The following is a 25,762-nucleotide window of genomic DNA, read 5'->3' as shown; positions in this document are numbered from 1 at the left end:
CGGTGGCACTGGCGCTCACCGGATCGGTGGATGGCCCGCAAGGCGGTGACCGGCGGGTGGGCGGACCAGGTGAACGGTGCCCGGGCCGGGGTGTCCGGCCTGCGGCGGGGTTGACCTCGCAGGGTGGGAGCGTCGAGGTAGGTGAAGGTGAGACCGTCGGCGGTGCCGCCAGGGGTAATGACGGTGACCGGGACGGGGCCGGAGGAGGGGCGCCGGGGATACTGACGGTGACGGCGGTGTGGGTGGCCGACTGGACGGTGGCTCGGGTGGGACCGAAGCGTACGGTCGTGGCGCGGGAGAGGTTGATGACGGTGATGACCGCGGTGCCTCCGCTGCCGATGGGGCCCATGGCGGGTTCCGCACCGCTGTGCGGGTTGCTGGTGGTGGTGATGTCGCATAGCAGCGGGGCGGGGCGGTAGTAGAAGGTGCCCAGTCGGCTGGTGCCGCCGGGGGGGTGACCGTGACCGGGACCGCGCCCGATCCGGCCGGGGTTCTGGCCGTGATCGAGGTCGCGGTGTTGGACAGGATCGTGGCGGCCTTGCTGCCGAAGTACACGGCGGTGGCCGGCGCCAGGTTGTGGCCGCGGATGGTCACGATGGTCCCGCCCGCCGTGGGGCCCTGGCCGGGTCCCAGGGTCAGCGCGATCACGCTGACGGTGCTGTCGAGGGAATTGGTGACATACAGCCGGGTCGCATCCGGGGAGACCGCGACGCCGATCGGGCCGTTGCCCACCGGGATGGCGTCGACGACGGTGTTGGTCGCGGTGTCGATCGCCGGTGACGGTGTTGGCGCCGAGGTTGGCCACGTAGGCCGCGTTCCCGTCCGGGTTCATAGTCACCATGCGCGGGCCGTTGCCGACGGAGATAGAGGCCGTGAGGGTGTTGGTGGCAGTGTCGACCACCGCCACGGTGTCGACGCTGGCCACATAGACGCGGGTACCGTCCGGAGAAACCGCTGCCCCGGTCGGCCCGCTGATACCGGGAATTGTGGCGGTCACCGCGTTCGTGGCGGTGTCGATGACGCTGACGACGTCGGCGTTCTGGCAGGTGACGTAGGCGCGGCGGCCATCGGGGGTGAGCGCCGCCTGGGCGGCTCCGGCGCCGACCGGGATGGTGGCGGTGATGGTGTTGGTGGTGGTGTCGAGCACGACGACGTTTGCCGTCGTTGACCAAGGTCACATACGCACGGGCGCCGTCCGGAACCACTCCGAGCGGTCCGCCGCCGACGGTGACGGTGACGCCAGCAGAGGCCGGCAGCACGGAGCTTTCCGGTGCTGCCATGCCGACTGCCAGCAGCGGATGAGGCAAGGTCAACGTTGTCATGTCCAAGGCCCCCTGAGCACGTACGGGAAACAAAGCCCAAGGCTGGCGGCAAGAGCACAAGTCCAAGCAACTGCATGGGGCGGGCTCCGCCGAGTGCACGTGCTTCAAGTAAGACGCAACGCCAAACGGGTGGCAACGGCCAGCCGCACCACATCACCCAAACGGACCAGCACTGCGGCGCGGCAGAAGAGAGCGACTGGGTGCCCGGGAGACAGCAGCTTTCCGCTCCCCGAACGTCTTTTGACATCCAGCCAGTCATCCCCGATGTCATCGTCGCCCAGGTCGTGCGGGCCGGGGTGGTTCGGCGGTAGTGGTTTGAGCCAGTTGGCGTGGGTGACGGGACGCAGTCTGTAGGCGCCTACACGGCGGCTATCCCCTGCTCGTAGGTGTCCGTCTCGGTGTCGATGGTCAGCCGCATGACGCTCCCCTTAGTGATCGCTGCCGACATTCTTCATGACGCATGCCGGTGGTGTGCCTGCTCTGCACACCGGGCTTGAGGAGTTCTGAAGGCAGCCACCCGTGGGGGTGAATCCCCCCGAGCTGAGGCCCCGCGATGGCCGGGCCCGGCCACGGTGGTGGGCATGACGATGATGATGCGCCGCTGGGCCACTGCCGTGGCCACCGTGCTGGCCACGAGCAGTCTCCTCGCCTTCGGCTCACCGAGCTGGGCCGCCCCCAGCGCCCCTTCCTCGGCCACGACTTCCGCCGAGCTCCTCACCTGAATGGACCGCTGTAGCAGGTGTGGCGAGTGCCCCTCGTGTGGTTCGTACATGCGTGGCGCGGTCCGGTGGCGTACAACCCGCGTCGGCGAGCTGTGCGAAGGGCGGGCCGCCCGAGCGCGGATGGCCCGCTCCCGGAGGACCGGGTCAGCGACCGTAGGCGTCTCTGCGGGGCAGGGGGGCCACGTCTGCGTGGCAGCCGGGGCGGATGGCGGCGTGGCGTTGTCCGGGACCGGGGCCGCCTCGTGCGGCGAGGGCGTCGGCGATGGCGCCGGAGGCGAAGGCGTGGACGGCCTTGTGCAGCACGTCCACGATCAGTTCTTTGCGGGGCCAGGTGGGCGGCGGAGCACCGACGCTGGTGGCAGCGGGCCGCCCGGCTTCCGCGCCGGGGGCGCGCTAGACCGAACCACAGGCGTGGCGTGTTTCCAGCTTCAGTACAGTCCGTTTGTGTCCTGCTGATAGGTGTTGTCGAGGACGGCCCCACTACGGTGCCCAGTCGCGCTTCACCGACGCCGACGGGATGCGGCTGACTTGCTTCGCGACAAACACGACCGGCACCCCGATCGCGGCCCTTGAGCTGCGGCACCGCCAGCGGGCGCGGGCTGAGGACCGTATCCGTGCGGCCCGCGACACCGGCCTGCGGAACCTACCCCTGCACGACGCGGCCCAGAACCAGATCTGGCCGGAGGTCGTCCATCTCGCCCTGACCGGCGAATCCCGCAGGTGGGAACCCAAACGCCTGCGGCTGCGGCTGTTCTCCGCCGCCGCCCGGCTCGTCACCACCGGCCGTCGGCGCTGGCTCCGCCTGGCCCGCCACTGGCCCTGGACCCGGGTGATCAGCGTCGCCTTCGAACGACTGCAAGCCCTACCGCACCCCAGCTGACCAGCAACGACGCACCACCCCGACCAGCCACCCACACACCCGGAGCAGTGGAACCCGGCGCCCACCCGACGCGACGGCCGGGCCACAGCCGTGCCGACCACCCGCCCGATCAGCCGAAATGGGCCGCCCGGGCAAACCGACGGACCGTCACGAAACATCGAGGCTAGCCCGCAGCAGAAGAATACGCCCTGGGATGCAGTACGTGGGTGACGGATTGTCAATCCTCAGTTGACCTAGCTTCCGAAGGTCCGGTCGGCTGTTGCGGCTCTCTTGGAAGGTAGACAAGGTCAGACGATGGCCAGGACCATCCCGCCAGATCGAGTAGCCGACAATTGTCACGTCCAGGCGACCCACGTTCGACATGTTGCTCCGTACCCACCACCGGCCCTCCGTCCGGGTGAACCAGACCTTCACCCGCCCGCCCGTGAGGCGGTGACTCCATATCTGCCAGCCCAAGCCACCAGCGCCGGTGACAGTGCCGAAGACCGCCAGGACGTTCGTCCAGTTCATGGTCGGAGCTACGACGATGACGCCGACCGGCTTCAGAAGCTGCGTGCCATCGCAAAGGGCAGCACCACGCCCATCAGCGATGTCCGGCCGTGGTCATTCTCCGCCTTGGAAGAAGCAATCACGGCCTGCCTGACCGCGGCCTCCGCAGGCCGGCCCACCGCCCAGGAGCCGGCCGCCGCATGGTGACCCTGCGCGCGCTGGCCCTTCGATGACGCCCCGGCTCTCCAGCGCATCTACAACGGCGGCTCGGTCTGCTACATCACCGGCAGGGCATGCACGCTCGGCGAAGCGCGGGACAAGAATCGTACGGCCCTCGCAAGGGCGGCCGAAAAGCCCTGCCAGCAGCGGACGTGGGGGATCGACGTCGATGGTGATCTGATCGGCCGGATCGCCCTGCGCCGAAGGGCCCCGGTCATGGCCAGCCTCAGCTACATCCTCCGTGAGGACACCTGGGGCAACGGCTACGCCACCGAAGCCGCCAAGCGCGTCGTCCAGTTTGCCTTCACCACTGTCGACTGGGACCGCCTGGAGGCCACGCACCATCCCGCCAATCCGGCTTCCGGCCGTGTCCTGGCCAAGGTCGGGTTCACCCGCACCGGCACATCCGATCGACACATCGAGGACGGAACCGCCGTGCCGCGCCGTCACGCAGGGGTCGGCTGGAGCCCGCTCGACATCACGATCACTTTCGTGGACATCAACAAGCCGGTCACGGTGCAGGCCCGCCCGCGAGCGACACCTTCGACGTGGTCGATCTGACCCGGGGCCTGGAGGGCTGAGCCCCGGTTTCGAAAACCTGCCGCCATCGGGCCCGGCACTGTGCATCCGCGCAACGCATCCGCGCAACGCGCGACCTGAGACTGACGGAAGGGCCGGGGCCCCTTCCCGGGACCCCGGCCCGCCGGTACCGCCTACTCGTTCAGCGACAGGCCCAGCAGGGCCGTGTCCTGGGGGATGTCGTGGGTCTGGTTGCGGTCGAAGGGAAGGTCCCACTCCCTGGAACCGGTCTTCAGGTGCAGCGAGCCGCGGTTGTTCGCGGTGTGCACCTGGCGGAGTTCACCGCCGTCGTGGTTGGTGGCCCGGCCCGAGCCGCTCCAGCAGATGCTCTGGTCCGGGGCGTCGTCGTTGATGGTGTCGAAGTCGAGGACCAGGGACCCGGCCGGTGCGACGGAGCAGTAGAACCAGCGGTCGGGCGCGGCGGCGGACCGGTCCGAGGCGGCGGCCGATGAAACGGTCGCTCCCAGGCAGCCGACGGCAGCGACGATGGTCAGGACGGCGGATGCCTTGCGGCGCATTGTGTCGGTGCCACGTGTACAACCCTGCCTCCCTCCACGGGCGAAAGCGAAGGACATCCTGATAAGTGTTGAAGCCGTATCGATAGCCTTTCGCTTATCAGGCACGACACACGACCGGTCCGTCCGGTCCCGGAGTCGGCCACCGGATTGGGTCGGCATGGGCCGAGCCAACAATCTTGAAGGACACGAAAACGCCCCGGCTCTGCCCGGGCTTCGGGCTCCGGGGCGGACCCATGGACTGGCGCTGCGGAGAGGGAGCGTAGTGAGGTGGAGGGCACTGCCTCCGTCTGTGCCACGAGAACTTCGCGACGGCCACCTTGTCGCTGCGCTGGAGCGCCTCGCGTAGCGGGGTGTAGGGCTTGGCGGCGACCGCGCCGTCGCCCTGTAGGTAGTAGGGGCGCCCGAACCGGATCGGATCGAGCAGTTCGGCCGGCACGAATGCCTGCACAGCGATGGCCCGCGCGGTGGGCAGCGGCAGATCGTCCAGCTCTTCGTCCATGATGGGGACGAGCTGGTCTTTGCTCTCCTCGTCGGCGCGCCCGATCTCGTCCGGCTCAAGCACGCGGTCCTCGATCTCGCACACCTTGCGGTACCGGATCCGGCCGCCGTCCGCGGTGTGGATCTGCCGGAAGCTGATGCTGTTTGGCGGGCAGGCAGTGGGTGCTCGAGAAATTGCACCAATACGGCGACGACGACGCCAGTCGACGGCCGCATCGCCGCGACTGCTGGCAGGCCCGCGAGAGCCACACCCGCGTCACCACCGAGGAGGCCGCAGAGCTGGCCCCCGCTGCATCTCTCGTCGGCAGGGGCCGCTTCACGCCCCGGCGTTGTCGGCGGCTCCGTACTCAGCGGTGCCGGGCCCACCGCGGACATCGGCGACGCGATCGGCTGACGGCAGAATCACCTCCCCTGGCGCCGTCGTGAGGTCTAGCGTGGCCGTATGGACAAGCCCGTACCGGAGGCACAGGTCGAGGTGCTGCGCCGGATGTACGACGTGTTCCAACACCCCGGACATCCGGAGATGGTCGCGATGATGGCCGAGGCCCTGCACCCGGAGGTGGACTGGCCGAACGTCGCCGAGAACACCCGGCTGCGCGGCCATGAGGAGGTACGGGCCTATTGGCAGGCTCAGTTCGAGGTGGGGCATCCGCTGGTGGCCCTCGAAGGGCTGGCCCTCGGTACGGACGGCCGGACCGTGGCCACGGTGCGGACGGGGCTGCGCGACGCGGAGGGCGACCACTGGGCCGAGGAACCGGTCGAGCACGTCTACACCTTCGAGAAAGGGCTGATCACCCACATGGAGGTACGGTCGGGCTCAGGCCGCCGCTGAGCGGTACGTCTCGTCCACGGCCGAGCGCAGGCAACCACGGACACCGCGATCGCCGGTGGGGCCAGGTGCGGCGCGTCCGGGGTAAAGGTTCTGAACCGTATTGACGTCGGGAGCTACGCGCAGACGGTATGGCCCTTGACGCCCGGCCGGCGATCCGGGGCCTGAGTCCGCGTACGAGAGGATCGTCCACTTCACCCGTGCCGCCGTCGATGTGCCGTACGACAAGAAGATCGCGATATTCGACGCCTCCGCCGTCAAGGGGGTCGAGAACACGCTGGGCCGCCTCGGCGCCGCCGTCCTGGAGACCGCGTGGGGCAACGGCGGCGGGCGGGCGCAACTTCCGGAACTGGCCGCCGTCCCCGAATTCCTCCGTACCGACGGCACCTGGCACGTCGCCCGACTGCGCCCGGAATACGACCTCGGACAGATCCACTCGGGCCGCGGCCCCATCGTGGCCGCCGCCGTCGCCGACTACGAGCGGGTGGGGCACGGGTACGCGGTCACGGCGCTCCTCTACACCCCGGACGGCCCCGACCCGCTCCTGTTCACCCGCAACCGCGCCGTCGAGCTGCGGACCTGCCGCGGCTGGGGCGACCCGGACCGGCTCCGGCGGGCGCTCGACCTGATCGCCGAGAACGGCCCGCCGCCCGTGGACCGGGAGGCGACCGTACGGGCGTTCGCCGAGGCCACCGGCCTTTCACCGGCCCAGTGCCTGATCCTGCTGTCCACCTCGGCCCGCACGCTCTCCTGGCCGGACGGCTGGGCGCGGGGCCGTGTCGCCGCCTTCCGCGAGGGCGACACCGCCCGCGCCCGCGAACTCGACCTGACCGAGATCGAACTGCGCATCGCCGCGCTTTCCCTGGAGGCGCTCACCACCACCGACGAGGCCGTCGAAGTCGTCGAGTTGCTCATGCCCGACGACCCCGCCGACCTCTGGCGTACGGGCCCCGACCTGGACCGGGCGGTCGCGTACTGGACGGACCGCCACCCGAGGCTCACTCCGCTCACCACCGAGCAGTGGGTCACTGTCGCCTCCGGTGCCGAGGACGCCCTGGAGGCGCTGATCGCCCTGCTCGGCGAGCGTCCGTCCGTACCGCCGCTGGGTCACATCGCCCGCGCTGTAAGGCTCCTGGCCGACCGCCTGCCCAAGGACCACCCCGCCCGTACGGCCGCGCCGCCCGCCTGCGTGACCTGCACGAACACATCACCGGCCCGGACACGACACTGCCCATCGCCGCCGCGGTCACCTCGGTCACCGCCCTGGAACGAGCAGCCGGAGCGACCGCGGCCCACCTCCCGGAGAGCAGGCTCGCCATCGGCGAAGCCCTCACCCTGAAGCCCGCCGGAGACGGCTACCGCGTCCGCCTCCGTCCGTCCCGCTGGTCCGACCTGGACGCGCTGGCCCCAGCCCTCCGCCGCGGCGGCGCCACCGATGTCGCGCTGGTCATGGAGGACTTGCGCTTCCTCCGTTCGTCCGAGCCACGGGAGGCCGCGGCCCAGCTGGAGTGACGTTCCCGGAGGTGTGCGGGTGGTGGCAGGCGATCCAGTGTTCCGGGGCAAGCAGCCGCACCTCCGCTGCCAGGAATTCGGCTTCCGGAAGTGAAACCTCCGCCCGCCCTTGTCCGTTCCTGCCTTGTTGTGGATCACGCCCGACGACCATGATCGGCCGCGGTGGCGCGGCACAGACAACGGGGATGAGCGAACGAAGCGCAGGTGGACCACCGCCATGGCGGCCATGGTGATCGTCACGGGGGCGGCCCGCTGTTCCGGGGGAGACGGCGATGAGGCTGCCGACCGGGCGTGTGACAAGGGCAGTTACGAATGGTTCAACGTCTCCCGGCAGTCGGTACTGACCGACCTGGGCCGGACGCGCCACTACGACAAAACGGGTCGTCCGCCAGGACCACCGCCAATGACCGCTCGAGCTACGCCCTGTACGAGGCCGAGGCGTCCGGCCGCTATGTCCCCGCCCGTGCGGTCTCTCCGGTCGAGGCCGATTTCCGGTACCGCTGTGCGGGCGGGGGCAGGGCTAGGCGCCGCCGCCCGCGGGCGTAAGCCGGAAAAGCGGCTGAGTGACGGGGTGCGCGAGGCCGCGCCGCTGGGGTGCCGGCCGGGGACCCCGTCGCCTCCTGAGAGTCCGGCCCATTGCGCGAACCGCAGGCCGTCCGAGCCTCCGCCGACAATGATCTGCCCGTCAACGACCAAGCCCGCAACGGCGCTGGGGACACCGCGGATGCCGCAGCCGTCGTCGACGACTCAGTTGTTGAGGCTGGTGTGGTTCCACCAGCCCTGCCGACCTGCCTTGAAGCTGATCGACGCACCGGCTCCGTTGATCTTGGCGTCGTACCTCTGCCCCCTCTTCAAGGGGCTCTCGGTCACGACACCGTGCGGGTCCTCGATCGACTCGATGGTGATCTCCGGAACTTTGCTCAGGAGGGTGGGGTCGATGTCTCGCGGCTCAGTGACGGTGATGACCTCGTCCCAGTTCGGCTTCTTCGCGAGCTGGTGCGCAATGTGTACCTCGTCGCCCTCGCCGAACATCAGGCAGGTGAGGTAGGTGGGGTATTCCAGCCCTCCCAGCTTCCGGAAATACCGCACGTCCTCGGCTCTGCAGGCCGCCTCGGTCTGCTGCCCGTTCAGCATCTTCTGGAATTCCCGTGATCCGTCAGGTTTGACGATGACCCGTTCCAGCTGGACCTTGAAGGTCTTGCCCTGTTTGAGGTCCGCGAGCGGAAAGTGGTCTGGGGAGAAGAGGCTGTAGAAGACCTTCTTGCCCTTGTTCACCTCCAGATCCGCGAGATACGCCTCGCGCACGGCGTCTGCGAGGCTGAGGGTCACGATTGCCTGGAAGGCATGCGCCTCCACGTTGTAGAGCGCCAAGTGGTAAGAGAAGATCCGTCTCTTGCCGATCAGCAGAAACCGGTGGAGACCATGCAGGGCTCCGCTGGTGGGGTCGGCTTCATGTTCCCTGCTCGTGCTCATGATGCGCTGCTCCTTTCCTGCGCTCAGAAGGAAGAGTTGGGGAGGTCGGCCAGGCGCCGCGCCCAGAAAGAGCGGTGGGCCCAGCGGACCTCCTGGGCGTGAATGAGACGGTGGCCGCGCAGATACGCGGTCCGGGCGGCCGCGACCTTGTGTGCGTAGGCGGCGAGGGCCGGGTCCTCGCCGTCATGCACGCGACTCAGGCAGGCGTCGACGGCCCGGCCCGCGCTCATCCCGGTGTAGAGGGCCGTGAGGACGCCCTGGGAGGAGAGCGGGTCGAAGGCGACCGCGGCGTCCCCGGCGGCGGTCCAGCCGTCTCCGTACACCCGGTCCAGGTGCGCTGTGTGTGCGGCGGCCCGGCGGGGCCCGGCGGGTGGCGTGGGTCCGTGTCGGCGGGCCCGCTGGGACACGTGCCGGGTGGCCAACATCCGTCGGCGGAAGTGGCGCGCGGTGTACGGGGCGGCAGGCAGGTCGGTGTCGGTGAAGTAGGCGACCAGGCGCCCCCCGGAGGGCTGCGGCGCGGTGTACCACCAGCCGTCCTCGTCGGACTCGACGAGCGAACAGCGGTCGGTGTCCCGCGGGTCCGCCTCCAGGAGCGCGAGGAGGGCTGTGAGCCGGTCCCGGACCAGGCGCCGGGCCCCGCACCGAACGGCGATCGCGGCGGCGCGGCCGGTGGCGTCGATCACCCAGCGGCAGTGCACCGTACGCTCGCCACCGGCCCCGGAATCGGCGGGGTCCGTGCCGCCGCGCAGAGCCAGAGTCCAACCGCGGTCCGGCTGCCGCGCCGCTGCGCGTACGGCCGTGCCCTCGGCGACCTCGGCACCCGCGGCGCGGGAGGCGTCGCGCAGTCGCCGGTCGAACAGCCGCCGGTCGAGGTGCCAGCCATGGCCGTGTGGATCGTTGATGAAGTCCACGGCGTGCAGGTGGGCCGAGCCCCACGCCGAAAGATTGCCATAGCAGGGCAGATGCCCCGACCCAAGGGCGCGGTCGGCGACGTCGAGGTCGCCGAGCAGGACCCGCCCGGCGGGCACGAGCGTCTCGCCGACCTTCGGCGGCCCGGTGTCGGCGTCCGCCAGCAGAACCGTACGGCCGGCCCGGGCGAGTGTGAGCGCGGCGGCGCATCCGGCCGGGCCGCCGCCGGCCACCACGACGTCGTAGGTTTCCGTGCCGGGGGCGGGGCTCACAGCCCCTCGTGGAAGGGGTCGAGTTTCTCGAGGTAGCCGGCGGCGATCTCCTCTTCGCGGTAGCCGGTCGCCTCCACCGCCTCGCTGACCGCCCGTGCCACGTACTCGGCCTCGACGGTTTCGGGGGTGGGCCTGTCCGCGGGCCAGGTGCCGTCTGCGGCGGCCAGCACGGGCGGACCCGCCTCGGGCACCTGCAGGTTGACGAGGTTTGCCGTGTCCAGTGCCTGGTCGAGCGGTGCTCCCGGGCGTGACTCCACATGAATCCGTTCGGGGAACTTCCCGTCGCCCACGGTGTAGTCGCGCACCTCGACGATGCCGAGCTTCGGCCAGTCCGTGATCATCTGTGTGCGCTGCTCGTTCATGCTGCCGTTCAGGCCGCGCAGCCAGGTCGCCCGCCGCTCGAACGCCTCCTCCCGGGCGCTGTCGTCGCTGCCGGTCGGCGGCGTGTTGACCTTCTCGAAGTCCTCCAACATGAGCACATGGTTGGGAACCTGGGCAGGCCAGAAGGTCGGCAGGTACGGACTGTAGCGGGGCCCGAGGTTGGCCAGTACCTCGTAGCCGGAGCGGCAGCTCGCGGTGTCCGCCTGCCACGGGGCGGCCATCCAGCGGGTGAGGTCTCCGGGTCCCTGCGCGTACAGCGGACCGTTCTTGGCGGCCGCCTCCTGCGGGGTGAGGGTGGGCCCGAAGTCGGGTTCCGGAGTGCTTCGGTGCAGGATGCGGAAGGGCTCGCTGAACATGCTCGGGGTCCTGATCGGCCAGGTGACCTCGCACCCCGGGTGGAACGCGTCGGCGGCACAGTTCTCCAGGGCCGCCCGGTCCAGCAGCCCCGGCTGCTCGGCGACAGGGGCGTCGTCCACCGTGGGGCGGGGCTGTCGCAACGGTCCCGCCTGGAACGCGCCGTCTGCCCAGCGCTGCAGCATCCAGTCCTGGGTCGGGGACAGCGTGATGTGCTGACGCACGGACTTGGGCTTACTGGCCATGGCGTCGCCGTAGAGCCACGGCCACGGCAGCGGGGACTTTCCGTCCCGGTAGTAGTCGCGCAGGGCGACGTACGTCTGGCGGCGCAGTTCCCGGTTCCGGTTGGACGGATCGGCGAGCCGCTTCCGCATCGCGGGGGAGAGGAAGAAGTTGGGGCCGTTCCAGCCGAACTGCGTGGCGAAACCCTTGTTGACCCACTGCAGATCGCAGAACCGGCGCAGCATCGGTTCGATGTGATCGGTGAACGAGATCTGCTGCGGGCGGGTCAGCGAACCGGCCTTGACGAAGACATCGAAGAGCAGGTCGTAGAGGGTGCGGATGGGCTTCACGCCAGGGGCGTAGTGCGGAGGCCCCACCACGACCCAGGCCGAGGTGGCGGTCAGTTCTCTGCCGTCGATACGGACCTTCGCCGTCACCGGGCCGTCGGACACGTCGTCGTACCAGGTGTCGTTGTTGGCGACTCCGGTGATCGGTTTGTTCTTGTAGGAGGCGGAGATTCCCCTGCCGCCGAGCACCACCAGGCGGCCGTCGGAATGGGTGGAAATCTCTCCGAGGTACACCGCCTTGCCCATGATCTTGCCGGAATCGAACTTCTGCGTCTCGGTCATCGAGCCGCGAACGGTGCGGCTTCCGGGGTCGTTGACCAGCTTCTGCCGGTCGGCGCCCACGACGTCGGCATTTCGCCGAGCGTATTGCCCGGCCGTGAGCGCATTGCCCTCGGGAATGTCGAGCGGCAGATGGAACTGGTACCAGGCGGGCTTTTTGTTGGCCAGGTGCACAGTCCACTGAATCTCGGAAACACCCGCGTCGCCCGGCTTCAGCTCCCGTACGACCTCGCCTGCGGCATTGTATCCGTACACCCGGAAACGCGCAGCCTGCCTCCGGATTGCCCCGGAACCATCCTTGTAAGAGCCGAGGTCCGCGGGTTTCTTGTCCGGTGATTCCGGGCCGATGAAGGGTGTTTCGGTGCTGTTGCCCACCCGGGCGACACCGATCGCAGGGTGAATCTTCACCTGCACGATTTGACCGTCCATCGCAGCGCCTTCCCTATGCGGAGCGGTCCAGTCTCCATCGTAAGTTTTGGCGATTCCGGCCGCATATCAAGACTGGTAGCACAGCCGCGGCCCCACCTCGCACACCGTCGGGAACAGGGGAAGTCGACAAGACAGCGCTGCCTTGGAGGCGGAACGTGCGCTCCACGTACGTCGTCACCGACCGGCCCTCGTCGCGCGCACGTCGGATGGCGGCGCACGGCCGTCAGCCCCACCCACTCCCTGTACTCGCTGGTGGAACTCGAAGCCATCTGAACCCGGTTCCGCGTACGATCCTGCAGGGCCGGGCCTTGCGGGTGTAACCCCCGAGGCGATGGGATCGCCGCCCAGTCGTCGATCTCGGAGAGGTGAGAATCCGAGCGTGTGAGCGCGATGCCGTCTTCGCGGGGCGAGGACGGTGACGGCCAACCGGTACACCGACGTTGTCCTGACAGGCTTCCGGGCAACCGGCTGAGAGGGACGGCCACCGGTCAGCGCACCCGTCTCCCGGCCATCAATGGTCAATGCACCCGGGCTCAGGACGAAGGGTCCGGCCTGTCGCCGCGGCGCAGTGCGCGAGCGCACCATCCGATGACCGCGGCGTTGACCAGCGCCCCGACAGTGACGGCGGCGACGAACATCGCGTCGTGGTCCGGCAGCACGAGCAGCACGAGACTGGCCGAGGCGGTGGCGAGCAGCGGGATGACACCCGCCATGGACTCGCCCGAGCCGTCGCTGACGGTCACCACGAGCGCCCACGCGAGCAGGACGGTACAGACCGCCAGGTAGACGCGGGCGACGACTTCGCCGAACGCGTGGCGCAGACGGTGGACGAAAAATCGGCCGGAACCGGTCACGACGGTGGACTCCTCAGGTGTGGTGGTCATGGGTGGTGCGGCGTCTCCCGTTACGCCGGAACGGCGGCCCTCGTGCGGCCCGCGCGACGGGTGGGGACGGCGGGTACGGCACCCCGGCCGCCGGGCGGGGACGTCCAGGCGCACCCTGGCGGGGCGCGGCCTCACGGCATGTCCGGTGAAGGACTTCATCTCGAAGCCCTGCAGCCCGCCTTGTCCGGTGGCCGCCGGGGGGCCGTCAGATGTGGGTGTCGGGCGGGTTCGGGCGAGCGAGGCCGAGGTCGTAGGCGAGGATCGTCGCCTGCACCCTATCGCGCAGTTCGAGCTTACGGAGCAGCGCGTTCACGTGGGACTTCACGGTGCCGACGGTGATGCCGAGCTGTTCGGCGATCTCCGCGTTGGTGAGTCCGGAGGCGACCAGGGTGAGGACGTTCCGCTCACGGCCGGTCAGGCTGTCCAGTTCGCGGGGGGCGCGCCCGGCCGCAAGGGCGGTTCTCGCTCCGGAAGCGTAGTGGCCGATGAGCCGACGGGTCGCGGACGGGGCGAGCACGCTCTCGCCGGCGGCCACCACCCGGATGCCCTGCAGGAGTTCGCCGGGATGGACATCCTTGAGCAGGAAACCGGAGGCACCGGAGCGCAGCGCGTCGAAGACGTTGGCGTCGAGGTCGAAGGTGGTGAGGACCAGAACACGGGGCGCGTCCTCCCGGCCGGCGATGATCCGGGTAGCGGCGATGCCGTCCAGCTCGGGCATCCGGACGTCCATGACGACCACGTCGGGCGCCAGTTGCTCGGCGAGCCGTACTGCTTCGGCGCCGTCGGCGGCCTCGCCGACGACCGTCATGTCCTCCTCGGCGTCGATCAGGGCGGCGAACCCCGCCCGTACGACGCCTTGGTCGTCGACGACCAGCACGCTGAGGCTCATCGTTCCCTTTCTCCATCTTCCTGGTCTGCCTGCTCCGGCACTGGAGCGCCGGCGGTCGCAGGTCCGCCCCCGTGGGTGGGTCCGCCGCCGGTCCCCACCGCATCATCTCCGGCCGTTCCGCCCGGAGCGAATGGCAGCCGCAGGCGCACCGGGCCCGGCGGAGCGGTGGTCAGGGTGCCGCCCAGCGCCGCGACCCGCGCCCGCAGCCGCTCCTGTACGGCGGGGAGCGCGGTGCCCGGCACTCCGGTGGCCGTGAGCGTCAACGTATCGTCCTCGGCGTCGAGTTCGAGCTCCGCGGGTTCCGCCCCGCCGGCCGTGAGCACCGTCTCGGCGGCGTGGTAGGCGGCCAGGTCCACCGCGGTGGGCAGCCGCTCGGGCACGCGGTCGGTCAGCCGTATCTCGACGTCACGGCCGGTGGCCCGGACCTGGTGGGCGAGCAGGTCCAGAGCGTGGAGGGTGGGCTGCGGCCGCAGTTCGGGCGTCGTCTCGGCCTCGTGGACGGCGTCGAGCAGGGCGCGCATCGCGGCCAGGGCCTCGCGGGCGCGTTCGGCGGCCGCCTCCAGTCGGCCCGCCTCCGCCTCCGCGACCACGTCGGCGGTGCGCGCCAACGCGGTGGTCTCCAGCCCGGTGGCGATCCGGCGGCGCTCGGCCCACGCGTCCCGGACCGCCTCCTCGGTCCAGACGGCGAAGCGTTCCTCCCGTGTCCCGCGGGCGGCCCGCTCGCGCCGCCCGCGCAGGGCTCCGCCCCGCCATGCAGCGCCGACCGCCAGGGCCGCCCCGGCTGTCGCCCCCGCGGCGACCGCCCAGACGGGGAGGGTCGTGCCACGGTTCAGGACGGCGGCGGCCGCGGCCGCCGCATGCGCCACCACGGCCACGACCGGGCCGGCCGGCAGAGGCAGGCGCCGACGGTCTTCGGCAGAGCAGGATCCGGCGGCGCTGCCGGCCGCGGTACGAGCCGCGTCCGCGGCGAGGGCCGCGCAGGTGGCGAGCATGCTCAACGCGGGCGGGAGGACCACCGGACCGGTGTACTCGCCCGTGGCCATCGCCACCGGCCAGAGCAGGGCAAGAGCGAACAGAACGCCCTGAGCGGCGCGGGGTGCCCGACGCAGCCAGAGCAGCGCGAGGGCCTGTGCCGCGGCCAGCAACGCGAAGAGCACGCCCGCCGATACCTGCGGCCCGCTCGACGTCGTACCGGCCCGGATGACCAGCGCGGGAAGCAACGGCTGCAGGACGAGACCGACCGCGGCCGTCACCTGCGCCAGGCGGTAGCTCCGCGGAACCGACCGCTCCGCCGGGACGGCACTCCGGCCGGGCAGGACGGCGCGCACCTCCCAACCGCCCTCCGCCGTCGGGCCGCTGGTCAGGGTGCCGCCCGCCTCCCGTGCCCGGGACCGCAAGAAGCCCTGGCCGCGTCCTGAGCCGAGGCCCGCACCGTGCGCCGCCGACCCGGTCGGCGGCGCCGCGCTCGTGACCACGACGTCCGTGCGGATGTCGCCGTACCGGCACCGCACCCTCGTATGCGCACCGGGCGCGTGTCGTGTCACGTTGGTCAGGGCCTCGCGCACAATGCCGTACACCGCGTCCGCGACGGCACCGTCCGGCAACGGATCGATCTCGCAGTCCACCCGCTGGCCCAGCCGGCGAAACCCCGCGACCAGGTCGAGCAGCCGCTCCTTGGGCGAGGGCTGTTCTGCCTGCGAGGGCGCCGGAGCCCGCACCGCTCCCAGGGCCCGGGTGACCTCGCGGCCGGTCTCCGCGGCGAACCGAAGGGCCTCGTCGGCCAGTTCCGGGCGACGGTCACGCAGGCCGAGCGCTGCCCCCGCCGTGACCACCACGGCCGTCAGATGGTGGGCGCTGACGTCGTGCAGCTCCCGTTCCATGCGGCGCCGTTCGACCGCAGGGAGCCGGTGGCGCTCGGCCTCGGCCCGCTTCAGCAACTGCTCGGCAGCTTGCCGCGCGCGACTTCTGTGCCGCACCAGCAGACCGGCGCCGCACGTGGCGGCGTACAGCACCGTGGTCAGGACGAGGTCGAGTCCATCCCGGTCGCTGAGCCCGTGGAGGCTGAGGCCCTGCAGCAGCTGCCAGGCGGCGAGCGCCATGACGCACAACACGGCGGTGAAGGTGTCGCGTTTCGCCGCCACGGTGAACAGGGCCAGCGCCACACCCGCGGTGCCGAATACCGCCATCGCCCCGGCGGGCAGCGGTCCCGCGCCCACCGCACAGGCGGCGGCGACCAGAACGAGGCTGGCCACCGGGCGGGCGCGGCGTAGTGCGAGCGCGGCCGTCACGAGTCCGGCGACCAGGGCAGCCACAAAGAGGGCGGACGCGGGCGGGACGGCCCCACGCACCAGTTCCGCGCCGGGCCACACAACGGCCTGGGCACAGGTCAGCAGGACCGGGATCACCCGGTCGTCTTTTCGATTCATGACGGATCAAGGCTATGGCCGCAAGCGAACGGCCCCCTCCCGCTGGAGGCGGATTCCGTTCTCTTACCTGGGTTGCACATGCCGTGGTGAGCGACGCGACGCCGGTTCCCTCTCTACGGAGAGATGGAGCGAGCGGTGCTGAGTGCCGGTGTCACCTCGGACGGGTGGACGCAGCGGAAGCGTCCTCTACCTTCGGTTCGACGCGGCAATCATCCCCGCAGCCCGAGGACCGCGCCCCGCCCCGGCCCATAAGCTCGGTGACATCGAGAACAGCGCTCGAAGACCGGTTCTTCCACGCTTTTCGCTTCGGTTCTCTACCCGTGCACCTGTCCGGAGAGGCGAGAGCGACCCCGACGAAGGCCGCGGTCACCCAGACCGGCACCCCGTCCACGAAGATGGGGACGTGGCCATGGGAGGAGAAGGTCAGTCCCACGCCCAGCAGAAGCGGCACCACCACCCCGGCCGAGGAGACTGCCACCGCCGGCCCGGCCAGCCCCCGGTCGGCGTGGGCCCGGAATTCGTACCCCGCGTGGAACATCAGGGCCACCAGGCCGATCTGTCCGGCCACGTACAGCACCGGTGTGAGCTCCGGTGGGAAGACCGCGCCCGACGCGTCCGGCGCCACAAGACCGAAGAGCGACGGGCCGAGCACCACGCCGGCGATCATCTCCCCGACCACCGGCGGCTGGCCGAAGCGGCCCAACACCAGCACCACCAGACGGCAGGTCAGCAGGATCACCACGGCGGCGATGAAGAAAGCGGGGGCGAGCTCTGTGGGAGTCATCGTCTCACCCTCCTCCTCGGCTGCCGGCGACGGCGGGTACGGCGGTGTCACCGGACGCGGTGGCGAAGTAGTTGCGGCACAGCCCCTGGCGCCGGGCGTCCCATAGCATGTAGCCACCGAGCACCAGCTGGGTGACGCTGCGGGGGACCGCCTCCCACCGGTCGCCCAGCCGCATCCCCGCGAGCCGCGCCGCCCGCCTGACCTGTTCCCAGGCCACCGGGGTTCGCCGGGTGGAGTGCGGGATCAGCAGACAGGGGCCGCGGCTGGGCAGCGACCGGGTGTGCTCGGCCGTGGAGGCGAGCCGGAAGCGCCGCAGGACCTGCTCGGCCGCGACCCGCATGGTCAGCACGGCGAAACCACGGGCCGGACAGGGCCGGTTGGCGGTCACGCCGAACGGGATGAAGGCGGTGGGCCGGGTGTCCGCGGACAGCCAGCGGCCGGGGTCGAACCGCTGAGGGGCGGTGGCCCCCGACCGCTGATACTCGGGGTAGTTGAACAGCAGGACCGAGCCCGCCGGTATCGGAGGTCTCCCGGCCCGGGGGATCTCGTCGGTGGTGATGCGGTGGGCCACGCCGAACAGTGGGAAGTGCTGGAGTGTTTCGTTGATGACATGGTCCAGATAGTCGGCGTCCTCCTCGCCGGACAGCAGACGCTCCTGGACGTTTCGATGCGTGGCGAGGGCCAGCAGCAGATGGGCCATCGCCTCCGACGTCTGCACCACGGCGGTGTTGAAGAACGTGCCCTGCAGGTAGTACGCCCGCTCCCGCTCGGTGAGCAGTGACGGCAGCGGCACCGGCGGGGAAGCACTCGCCAGCCGCTTGCGCAGATACCGAGTGACCCGGTCCCGCCGGTCCATTTGGCGCAGGCTGGTGCACTTCAGAGCGCTGACCACGTTGTCGGCGTTGCCGACGATGAGGTCCCGGACGTGGCGCGGACACGGCTCTCGGAAGACCACCTCGTAGTAGACCTCGGCCCACACCGGCATCATCAGATTGCGCAGTCGCACCCGGTACTCCCGGGCGCCGTATCCGCCGGTCCGTGTCTCGAGTTCATCGAGCACCCGCCGGGTGCAGCGGCCGACCAGTTCGCTCCACCGCTCCCGGGAGAGCCCGGCGAGGATCTGCCGGGTCGTCCTGGCCACGTCGTCGTAGCGGGGGCCGGGTTCCAGATGCTCCTGGTGGACCTCGGGGCCGGGGGAGAGCCAGTACCAGAAGAGATCGGACAGGGCGGCGCCACGGCTGCGGCCGTTCGCGGCCGGATGCCCGTAGACCTGCTTGAACTCCTCGACGGGCACCTCACGGCCGGGCGCCGGGATGCCCTCCTCGCCGTTGACCCGCGCGAACAGGCGCACCCGCAGGGCGATCACCAGCTGGGGCAGCCAGTACGGCAGGCCGGCCGTCAGCGCCACGGCCGCCGCACCGGTGGCCGGACGTCCCAGGCGGCTCATGAGACCGCTCCACCGGGCCGGGCGGCGTACGCGGCGGTGTCCGGCCAGGCAGGGGCGCGCACCAGGTCCGGGGTGAGGTCCCGGACGCCGCAGGCGCCGCACAGCGCCAGGGCCCGGTCGACCTCCTCGCGCAACAGCTCCAGCAGCCGCCGCACACCTTTCTCCCCGCCCTCGGCCAAGGCCCACATCACCGGCCGGCCGATGCCCACGGCGGACGCGCCGAGCGCCAGCGCCTTGACCACATCGGTGCCCCGCCGCACCCCGCCGTCCAGCACGATCGGGATGCGTCCGGCGACCGCCGCGTGGATCTCGGGGAGCAACTCGATCGTGGCGGGCACGGTGTCCAGCTGACGGCCCCCGTGGTTGGAGAGCAGCAGCCCGTCCACACCGTGGCGCACCGCCAGCCGGGCGTCCTCGGGGTGCAGGGCGCCCTTGAGCAGGATCGGCAGCGAGGTGGCTCCGCGCAGCCAGTCGATGTGCTGCCAGGAGATCTCCGGCGACATGGCGATCGGCCGCACCCGGCCGCCCTCGCGCGGATCGACCATGTGCTCGCAGCGCAGCCCGTCCGGCAGATCCAGGAAGCCGTTGCGCAGGTCGCGCTCGTGGGCGCCGCGCAGTAGTCGACACCCGCCGTCAGAGGGGATTCACGGGCGTAGGCGACCGGCACCTCCTCGTGGTAGCGGCTCTGGTCGCCGTCCACCGCGACCAGCAGGTCGCCGATCACGCCGAACTGTTGCCACAGCGCGGAACTCCGGTTGACCCGCGCCACCACGGCGTCCGCCAGGGCGGACGGCTCGGTGGCCAGCGGCTGGTGCGGCCAGGGGCGGTCATGGTGGCGTTCGTCCAGGATGCGGCTCAACGCCCGTACGCCGTAACGGAATCCGTGAATGAAGCCGTTGGTCGAGTGCTTGAAGTCGCGCTGCTGGGTGAGAGTGCCGGCGAAGTACAGCCCGGGCACGTTGACCGACTCGTACGCCGATGTGAAGGCGGCGAAGCGGTCGTTGATGACCAGCTCGGGGCGGCAGTCGGGGTCGAACGACGAGGCGTCGAAGCGGAAGCCGGTGCAGACGATGATGCGGTCGTAGATCAGTTCCTTTACGACCTCGTCCGCCCGGGAGAAGCTGAACCGCACACGGTACCGGCCGCCGTCGCCCGGCTCCTTCTCGATCGCGAGCACATGGCCGTCGAGCACGGCGTTCTGCGACTTGAGCTGATAGGTGTCGAGGAAGTTGTTGTTGACGGCGCGCAGATGGCCCACGTAGTGGGTCTTCCAGGCCAGCCGCAGGGTGTGCGGTCCGGCCACGTGGATGACGGCGGCCGTCTCGATGACGTTGTCGGCCGTCTCCAGCGCGGAGTTGCCCTTGCCGAGGATCAGCACCCGCTGGTCGGTGAAGTCGTCGGGGTCCACCGAGACGACGGTGTAATTTTCGGCGGTCTCGATGCCCGGCACGTCCGGGATGTAGGGGAGGCTCACTCCGGTGGCCATCACCAGCCGGTGGGCGCGGTGGTCGGTGCCCTGCCGATCGGTGACGGTGAAGCCGTCGTCGTCGCGGCGGATCCGTACCGCCCGGGTGTCATAGGCGATGTCGAGGTCGAACGCCTCGGCGAAATCGGCCAGATAGCGCACTGAGTCGTCGGCGGCCGGGAAGTAGCGCTTGCTGTAACGGGTGAAGAGCAGCTCGGGATCCGGGGACAGCAGGGAGTTCCAGTCCATCCGGAGGTTGAACTCGGGGTCGTCGATGCCGGTGTGCACCTTGTTGCTGGAGATCAGCTGGCGGTGGCGGGGGAATGTGCGGAAGAAGGTGCCCGGTCTGTTTCCGGCTTCCAGGATCCGGTAGCGGCGCTCCGCCGTCGCCAAGAGGTGCCCGAGCTGCAGGCCCGCGGGGCCGGCGCCGATCACCAGGTAGTCAAGAGCCTCGGGGGAGTGGAGGTGCTGTCGGTGAACGTAAACATCGAGGTAGTACGCGTTGACGCGCGATGTACCGCGGACGGCGCCGTGTGCCCGGCCTGCGGGGTCTGGTCGAACCAGGTTCACGGTGCCTACCTGCGGTTTCCCGCTGATGTTCCAAGCGGTAAACGAAGCGTTGTTCTCCATCTGAGGGTCCGTCGGTTCCTCTGTGGGAACTCGGGGTGCGCACGCCGCACCTTCGTCGAGCAGATACCCGGCCTGAACACGCCGACATAGTCGGCGGACCGATCGGCTGCGCTCGGCCCTGGCGGCGGTCGGTCTGGCCCTCGCGGGCCGGGTCGGAGCCCGCATTGCCCGCGTCCTCGGGGTGTCCGTGAGCCGCAGTACGGTGCTCCGTCTGGTCGGCGCTCTTCGCGAGCCGGAGGTCGCGCCCCGCGTGTGGTCGACGTTGACGAGTACGCCACCCGCAAGGGCCGCCACTACGGCACCGTCCTCGTCGACATCGAGACCCGCCGTCCCAACGAGCTGCTGCCCGACCGGGAGGCATCCAGTTGGCGGCCTGGCTCGCCGACCGGCCAGGCGTCGAGATCATCTGCCGGGACCGAGCACCGTTCTTCGCTGAAGACGCCGCCGCGGCACCCCAGCAGGCCGTCCAGGTCGCGGACCGGTGGCACCTCTGGCACAACCTGAGCGAAGCCGCCGAACGGTCCGTCGCCCAGCACCGCCACTGCCTCCGAGTCCTCGTGCCTGCGGCCCCCGAACCCGAGCTGGAGCCCGACAGCAGAAGAGAAGCCGTCCAGCTCACCCTGGCCGACAGACCACCGGTTGGCGTTGGGGTGGTGGCGCATCGACGTGGCGGTGGAGTTGTTCGCCCAGTAGATCGTGGCGTGGGTGAGCAGGTCGTCCTTGGTGAAGACGGATTCGAAGTCGCCGCTGTTGTCGCTCCCGCAGTTCCAGCGTTCCAGGAGTCAGGCGGGGAGCCCGGCGGGTGTGTTGCTGTGGTCGTGGGCGAGTGTGGCGCTGTGGGGTATGTGGATGGAGGGGGGACGGTTGAGTGGTGATCGAACTCGATGATGCGGTTGCGGATCTCCGGGGGTTGGTTGTCGGTGAGGGGGGAGCTGGTGAGTGGGCAGGAGTGTTCATAGGGCGGTTCCTTACCATGAAGGCGGTGCAGGTGGCTCGCCGTCGCGGCGGGGGGCTGGGCGTGGCCCCTTTCTGCAGTGTCGGGAGTGCGGCGAGGTGATCGATTGCCGGTGACCCATGTCGAGGTGGACGGGGGGCAGGGTGGGTAGGCGGTCAAGTGCTCCTTTCGGTGCCCCCGGCTGCCGTGGTGTGTACCAGTCAACGGGGGGGCAACGCCTGCTCGTTCTCGTTCACGCGTCTGCCGTTCCGTCGAGTGGGTGCTGCGTGGGCCGCTCGATCGGGCGGTGATGGCCTGGAGGGGTGATCGCCGAAGTCGGCACTCGAGGTGTATATGGGCATCGAGGGCCCGCCTCGATGCCCTGTGGCGTCGTGTGAGCCGGTCGCGCGGAAGTGGCGCAGTCGTCGCTCATCACAAGATCAGCCCGGCGCGCAGGTCGTCTGCGAAGCCGGCTGTGTCCGTGAGTCCGAAGCTCACGCGCTGGAGCAGGAATCCGTGCAGCAGCCCCATCACCACGCGGGCTCCGCGGTCCGGGTCCACGGTGGTGGGGACGGCGCCTGCGGCCCGGCCGCGGCGCAGCGCGTGGGCGATGCTGGATCGGACCTTCTCGAAGCCCTCCGCGGCCGGGCGGCGCAGTTGGTCGTTGCGCAGCACCTCCGACCACGTCTGCACGACGCAGCGCAGCAGTTCGTCGACTGCGACGGTGTGCCCCGCCGCGTCCTGTACTGTCTCGCCGCTGATCGTGTCGAGCGCGGCGGCCACCAGTTCCGCGACGGTCGGGGCGTCCGTGCTGTTGGCCAGGCGCTCAACGGGTTCGAAGATCAGCCGGAACGCGTCGCCCGTGATAGCGAGGATGATCTCGTCCTTGCTCGTGAAGTAGCGGTAGGGCGCGCCCGCCGAGACGCCTGCCTCGGCGGCGATGTCCGGCATCGTGCTCTGGTGGAATCCGTCGCGGGAGAAGCAGCGGCGGGCCGCCGCGATGATCTCGGCGCGCTTGGCTTCGCGGCGCTCGGCTGTGATGCGCGGCATGGCGACCCCTTTCACCGTGAATGAGCATTCACCTTGACGGCCCGGCTGCTCCGGGACCACTATAAAAGTGAACGATCATTTACGGAAGCGGGCTCCCTGCGAACTCTGAGAGAGGAGATCCACTGATGAGTGCGAAGCTGAGCATCGGCGTCTACGCCTATGAACACACCGAGGCACTGTTCGACGGCCGGGTCGTGGTCGACGGGGCGGAGGCGGAGTTCGAGACGGCACCCCTCGTATCGGACATCTTCCGTCGCACCGTTGAGGGGCACTACGACCTTGCCGAGCTCGGTTTCACCTACTTCCTGCGCACCTTCGACCTCGATGATGCGCCGTTCCTGGCGCTGCCGATCCTGCCCAACCGCAACTTCCGCCACTCGGCGATCTTCGTGAACACCGCCAGCGGCATCGAGAAGCCGCGGGATCTCGTCGGCCGGACCGTCGGCGAGTTCACGCTCTACGGTCACGACGCCGGGGTCTGGCCGAAGGGCATCCTGGCCGACGAGTACGGCGTGACCCCCGACCAGTGCCGCTGGGTCATCGGCGGCACCAACCACCCGATCCCTGCCTGCGACTGGATCCCGCAACCCGTCCCGGACGGTGTCGACGTGCGCCACGCGCAGGACGGCCAGACCCTGGGTGCCATGCTCGATCCGGCGAGATCGACGCACTGATCTCCATCGACGTGCCGCATGCGGTGCTGGACGGCTCACCGAAGGTCGCCCGCCTGTTCCCCGACTACGAGGCCGTCGAGCGCGACTACTACCGCCGCACCGGTATCTTCCCCCCGATGCACATCGTCGCGATCCGCAGGGAACTGGCACAACAGTCGGGCCTCGCACGCGCCGTCTACGACGCCTTCACAGAAGCGAAGGAGCTCGCCGAGCGGAAGTACCTCGTCGGCGCCGCGAAGCAGCACATGAGCGTCATCACGCCGTGGTTCAGCGCGCTGTTCGAGGAGAACCGCCGGCTCCTGGGCGACGACTGGTGGCCCTACGGGGTCGGTGCGAACCGCAAGGCCATCGACACCTTCTTGCGCTACCACCATGAGCAGGGCCTGTCGAAGCGCCGGCTGAGGTGCGAGGACATCTTCGTGCCGGAACTCCTCGACACCTGAGTCCAGTGGCAACGATGTTTCGGATTGCGCCGATCCCGGAACCTGCCGCCCACTACCCCGCGACCGCGCTGGCCGCAGCCATCACAGAGTGGCTCTCACCAGGACTTTCACAACACGCCCTGGTTGGCGAGGAGTCTGTCTGGGGGCCGGTCGTCCGCGGCAGGTGGGCCGGCATGGTTCAGACACCTCGCGGCCCCGTGTCAATGAACCGGAACACATTCCAACGGTGCCCTCGTCAAAGGCCCGGATGGCCGCCCGGTATCCAGGCAGCCGCCGAGGCTGCCATCGATACCCCGTCCGCATCGGCTGCCTCGTTTCCTACTGGGCCCAGGTCCCGCTGCCCGCCACCGGCACGTGGAACGCGCCCGGCAAGCACGGCGCCCGGACCGACACCACGCTCACCGCCCCGCAGCTGGCCAGGCGCCGCTGCTGGTCACCGAGGCCGGCAACTGCCATGAGGCCACCCGGAGGTCGCCGACAAGCCGACAAGCCGACAAGCCGGCGGGGTTACGCCCGGTTCTTCCCGCGGAGGATGAAGGACGCCGACGGCGAGGAGCGCCCGATGCGGCGCACCCGCTAAGCGGCCTCCGTGGGCCGCCCCGACGCCGCGCACGCCCGTAAAAAACACTGGCCTCCTTCCGGAGTGCGAACCATGGCCACAGCCCGACGCCGGGACACCTCCGCCCTCCCGAAAAGGGAAAAACGTGCCCGTGTGGACGGGGAAAATACGCGACACCCAACCGAACGAGCCCCTCGGCCGGGTCGCCGGCGCCGTGGCCAAGGCGGTGGCGCCCCTGTCGATCCCCGGGCAGCGCCAAACGGGTGACAACGGCCAGTCGCACCACGTCACCCAAACGGCCCAGCACTGCGGCGCGGCAGAAGAGAGCGACTGAGCGCCCGGGAGACAGCAGCTTTCCGCTCCCCGAACGTCTTTTGACATCCAGCCAGTCGCCCCCGATGTCATCGTCGCCCAGGTCGTGCGGACCGGAGTGGGTCGGCGGCTGGTGGTTCGAGCCAGTTGACGGGGTGACGGGACGCAGTCTGTAGGCGCCTACACGGCGGCTATCGCCTGCTCGTAGGTGTCGGTGTTGATCGTCAGCTGCATGACGCTCCCCTCCGTGATTGCTGCCGACATTCTTCTTCAGGATGGTGGTGTGCCTGCTCTGCACACCGGGCTTGAGAAGTCTGAAGGCAGCCACCCATGGGGGTGAATCCCCCAGAGCTGGGCCCCGCGGTGGCCGGGCCTGGCCATGGTGGCGGGCATGACGATGATGATGCGCCGTTGGGCTGCCGTGGCCACCGGTCTGGCCACGAGCAGTCTCCTCGCTTTCGGCTCACCGAGCTGGGCCGCCCCCAGCGCTCCTTCCTCGGCCGCCGCTTCCGCCGAGCTCCCTGACCCCCCGGCCGTCGGCGAAGCACGGGCGGAACTGGCCGAGTTGACCGTCGCGCCCGAGACGGACGTCCCCGGCTACAGCCGAGCGAAGTTCCCCCACTGGATCATTCAGCAGGGCACCTGCGATACCCGCGAGAACGTCCTCGCCCGGGACGGCGAAGACATCGCCCGGGACGGCCAGTGCCGCGCGCAGTCTCCGCCCGCTCCAACAGGTCGAAAGCTGACACGCTGGCAGCCGCCGCTCGCCGACTACCGCTGTACCTACGGCCGGGCCTGGATCTCGGTGAAATATGTATACGGCCTGATCATCGACACCGCCGAGTGCTCGGCTTTGGAGGGCATGCTCGACCCCTGCGCCTGAGGAACCTTCCCGGCACGTTGAGCCTCGGTGCGCCGGGGGGAGGGGGGCACGCCACCGCGTGGGCCAAGTCGCGGTCGGCGGAAGGGGGCGGGGTGGCTGCTCGCCGGGGTGTTGCCGTCGAGATGGCCTCACGATGTGTTCGACCCTC

23 protein-coding genes and 4 pseudogenes are annotated in these 25,762 nt (G+C 70.0%); 9 read left to right on the top strand and 18 right to left on the bottom strand.

Annotation, left to right across the window (positions count from 1 at the left end; genetic code table 11):
* Positions 1–513: 513 nt before the first annotated feature.
* Positions 514–594: pseudogene (locus ACH4SI_RS32705) on the bottom strand (hypothetical protein); the annotation flags it as partial.
* A 289-nt stretch (positions 595–883) separates the two neighbouring features.
* Positions 884–1,147, bottom strand: a pseudogene (locus ACH4SI_RS32700) (YncE family protein); the annotation flags it as partial.
* Positions 1,148–1,903: 756 nt separating this feature from the next.
* Here ACH4SI_RS32700 and ACH4SI_RS32695 point away from each other — a divergent pair.
* Positions 1,904–2,044, top strand: coding sequence for a hypothetical protein (locus tag ACH4SI_RS32695; RefSeq protein ID WP_398302104.1), 141 nt, complete (start codon positions 1,904–1,906; stop codon positions 2,042–2,044).
* Positions 2,045–2,188: 144 nt separating this feature from the next.
* Here the strand turns inward: ACH4SI_RS32695 and ACH4SI_RS32690 are convergent, their stop codons facing one another.
* On the bottom strand, positions 2,189–2,353 hold the full coding sequence (locus ACH4SI_RS32690) for a hypothetical protein (protein WP_398302102.1): 165 nt from the start codon (positions 2,351–2,353) through the stop codon (positions 2,189–2,191).
* Between the two features lie 163 nt (positions 2,354–2,516).
* Between ACH4SI_RS32690 and ACH4SI_RS32685 the strand changes: the two are divergent.
* Positions 2,517–2,924, top strand: a pseudogene (locus tag ACH4SI_RS32685) (transposase); the annotation flags it as partial.
* Between the two features lie 741 nt (positions 2,925–3,665).
* Entirely contained in the window at positions 3,666–4,193 is a 528-nt protein-coding gene (locus ACH4SI_RS32680) for a GNAT family N-acetyltransferase (protein WP_398302297.1), read from the top strand.
* 152 nt (positions 4,194–4,345) lie between these two features.
* On the opposite strand, the gene ACH4SI_RS32675 is transcribed toward ACH4SI_RS32680, so the two are convergent.
* Positions 4,346–4,729, bottom strand: a complete 384-nt coding sequence (locus tag ACH4SI_RS32675; RefSeq protein WP_398302100.1) for a hypothetical protein — start codon at positions 4,727–4,729, stop codon at positions 4,346–4,348.
* Positions 4,730–4,826: 97 nt separating this feature from the next.
* The gene (locus ACH4SI_RS32670; protein WP_398302097.1) at positions 4,827–5,312 is read right to left on the bottom strand and encodes a Ku protein; all 486 of its coding nucleotides are present in this window, start codon (positions 5,310–5,312) and stop codon (positions 4,827–4,829) included.
* Between the two features lie 357 nt (positions 5,313–5,669).
* On the opposite strand from ACH4SI_RS32670, the gene ACH4SI_RS32665 reads away from it, so the two are divergent.
* Both ACH4SI_RS32665 and ACH4SI_RS32660 read left to right on the top strand, forming a co-directional pair.
* On the top strand, positions 5,670–6,059 hold the full coding sequence (locus tag ACH4SI_RS32665; RefSeq protein ID WP_398302095.1) for a nuclear transport factor 2 family protein: 390 nt from the start codon (positions 5,670–5,672) through the stop codon (positions 6,057–6,059).
* Positions 6,060–6,270: 211 nt separating this feature from the next.
* Entirely contained in the window at positions 6,271–7,395 is a 1,125-nt protein-coding gene (locus ACH4SI_RS32660) for a hypothetical protein (RefSeq protein ID WP_398302093.1), read from the top strand.
* Positions 7,396–8,315: 920 nt separating this feature from the next.
* Here ACH4SI_RS32660 and ACH4SI_RS32655 read toward each other — a convergent pair.
* From ACH4SI_RS32655 to ACH4SI_RS32610, 10 genes and pseudogenes are all read right to left on the bottom strand, one after another.
* Positions 8,316–9,041: a hypothetical protein gene (locus tag ACH4SI_RS32655; protein WP_398302091.1), complete on the bottom strand. Its 726-nt coding sequence runs from the start codon at positions 9,039–9,041 to the stop codon at positions 8,316–8,318.
* A gap of 23 nt (positions 9,042–9,064) precedes the next feature.
* Positions 9,065–10,222: an NAD(P)/FAD-dependent oxidoreductase gene (locus ACH4SI_RS32650; RefSeq protein ID WP_398302089.1), complete on the bottom strand. Its 1,158-nt coding sequence runs from the start codon at positions 10,220–10,222 to the stop codon at positions 9,065–9,067.
* Positions 10,219–12,234 (bottom strand): LodA/GoxA family CTQ-dependent oxidase, encoded by a 2,016-nt coding sequence (locus tag ACH4SI_RS32645; protein WP_398302087.1) that lies wholly within the window; start codon positions 12,232–12,234, stop codon positions 10,219–10,221. Before ACH4SI_RS32645 ends, ACH4SI_RS32650 begins: the two co-directional genes overlap by 4 nt.
* Positions 12,235–12,767: 533 nt before the next feature.
* The gene (locus ACH4SI_RS32640) at positions 12,768–13,118 is read right to left on the bottom strand and encodes an SCO4225 family membrane protein (RefSeq protein ID WP_398302085.1); all 351 of its coding nucleotides are present in this window, start codon (positions 13,116–13,118) and stop codon (positions 12,768–12,770) included.
* A 205-nt stretch (positions 13,119–13,323) separates the two neighbouring features.
* Positions 13,324–14,007, bottom strand: a complete 684-nt coding sequence (locus tag ACH4SI_RS32635) for a response regulator (protein WP_398302083.1) — start codon at positions 14,005–14,007, stop codon at positions 13,324–13,326.
* On the bottom strand, positions 14,004–16,433 hold the full coding sequence (locus ACH4SI_RS32630; protein ID WP_398302080.1) for a histidine kinase: 2,430 nt from the start codon (positions 16,431–16,433) through the stop codon (positions 14,004–14,006). Before ACH4SI_RS32630 ends, ACH4SI_RS32635 begins: the two co-directional genes overlap by 4 nt.
* Before the next feature lie 151 nt (positions 16,434–16,584).
* Positions 16,585–17,217: a cation:proton antiporter gene (locus tag ACH4SI_RS32625; RefSeq protein WP_398302078.1), complete on the bottom strand. Its 633-nt coding sequence runs from the start codon at positions 17,215–17,217 to the stop codon at positions 16,585–16,587.
* Between the two features lie 4 nt (positions 17,218–17,221).
* Complete coding sequence (locus ACH4SI_RS32620) at positions 17,222–18,664, bottom strand: cytochrome P450 (RefSeq protein ID WP_398302075.1); 1,443 nt, start codon at positions 18,662–18,664, stop codon at positions 17,222–17,224.
* A complete protein-coding gene (locus ACH4SI_RS32615) occupies positions 18,661–19,224 on the bottom strand; it encodes an alpha-hydroxy acid oxidase (RefSeq protein WP_398302295.1) in 564 nt (187 codons plus the stop codon). Before ACH4SI_RS32615 ends, ACH4SI_RS32620 begins: the two co-directional genes overlap by 4 nt.
* 74 nt (positions 19,225–19,298) lie before the next feature.
* Positions 19,299–20,567, bottom strand: a pseudogene (locus ACH4SI_RS32610) (NAD(P)-binding domain-containing protein); the annotation flags it as partial.
* On the opposite strand from ACH4SI_RS32610, the gene ACH4SI_RS32605 reads away from it, so the two are divergent.
* Positions 20,526–20,849, top strand: coding sequence for a transposase family protein (locus ACH4SI_RS32605; RefSeq protein ID WP_398302073.1), 324 nt, complete (start codon positions 20,526–20,528; stop codon positions 20,847–20,849). The pseudogene ACH4SI_RS32610 and the gene ACH4SI_RS32605 overlap by 42 nt on opposite strands.
* 203 nt (positions 20,850–21,052) lie before the next feature.
* Here ACH4SI_RS32605 and ACH4SI_RS32600 read toward each other — a convergent pair whose 3' ends face one another.
* The gene (locus tag ACH4SI_RS32600) at positions 21,053–21,421 is read right to left on the bottom strand and encodes a hypothetical protein (protein WP_398302071.1); all 369 of its coding nucleotides are present in this window, start codon (positions 21,419–21,421) and stop codon (positions 21,053–21,055) included.
* 704 nt (positions 21,422–22,125) lie between these two features.
* A complete protein-coding gene (locus ACH4SI_RS32595; RefSeq protein WP_398302069.1) occupies positions 22,126–22,743 on the bottom strand; it encodes a TetR/AcrR family transcriptional regulator in 618 nt (205 codons plus the stop codon).
* A gap of 125 nt (positions 22,744–22,868) precedes the next feature.
* Here ACH4SI_RS32595 and ACH4SI_RS32590 point away from each other — a divergent pair, with 125 nt between their 5' ends.
* Both ACH4SI_RS32590 and ACH4SI_RS32585 read left to right on the top strand, forming a co-directional pair.
* Positions 22,869–23,417 (top strand): hypothetical protein, encoded by a 549-nt coding sequence (locus ACH4SI_RS32590; protein WP_398302067.1) that lies wholly within the window; start codon positions 22,869–22,871, stop codon positions 23,415–23,417.
* An 11-nt stretch (positions 23,418–23,428) separates the two neighbouring features.
* On the top strand, positions 23,429–23,860 hold the full coding sequence (locus ACH4SI_RS32585; RefSeq protein ID WP_398302065.1) for a hypothetical protein: 432 nt from the start codon (positions 23,429–23,431) through the stop codon (positions 23,858–23,860).
* Between the two features lie 318 nt (positions 23,861–24,178).
* On the opposite strand, the gene ACH4SI_RS32580 is transcribed toward ACH4SI_RS32585, so the two are convergent.
* Entirely contained in the window at positions 24,179–24,316 is a 138-nt protein-coding gene (locus ACH4SI_RS32580; RefSeq protein ID WP_398302063.1) for a hypothetical protein, read from the bottom strand.
* Positions 24,317–25,122: 806 nt separating this feature from the next.
* Here ACH4SI_RS32580 and ACH4SI_RS32575 point away from each other — a divergent pair.
* Positions 25,123–25,614 (top strand): hypothetical protein, encoded by a 492-nt coding sequence (locus tag ACH4SI_RS32575; RefSeq protein WP_398302061.1) that lies wholly within the window; start codon positions 25,123–25,125, stop codon positions 25,612–25,614.
* Positions 25,615–25,762 lie beyond the last annotated feature (148 nt).

This window comes from Streptomyces sp. NPDC021212 (assembly GCF_044332925.1).
Taxonomy (GTDB): Bacteria; Actinomycetota; Actinomycetes; order Streptomycetales; family Streptomycetaceae; genus Streptomyces.
Note: the sequence above shows the minus strand (reverse complement) of the source record. Positions and strands in the feature narration are given on the sequence as shown.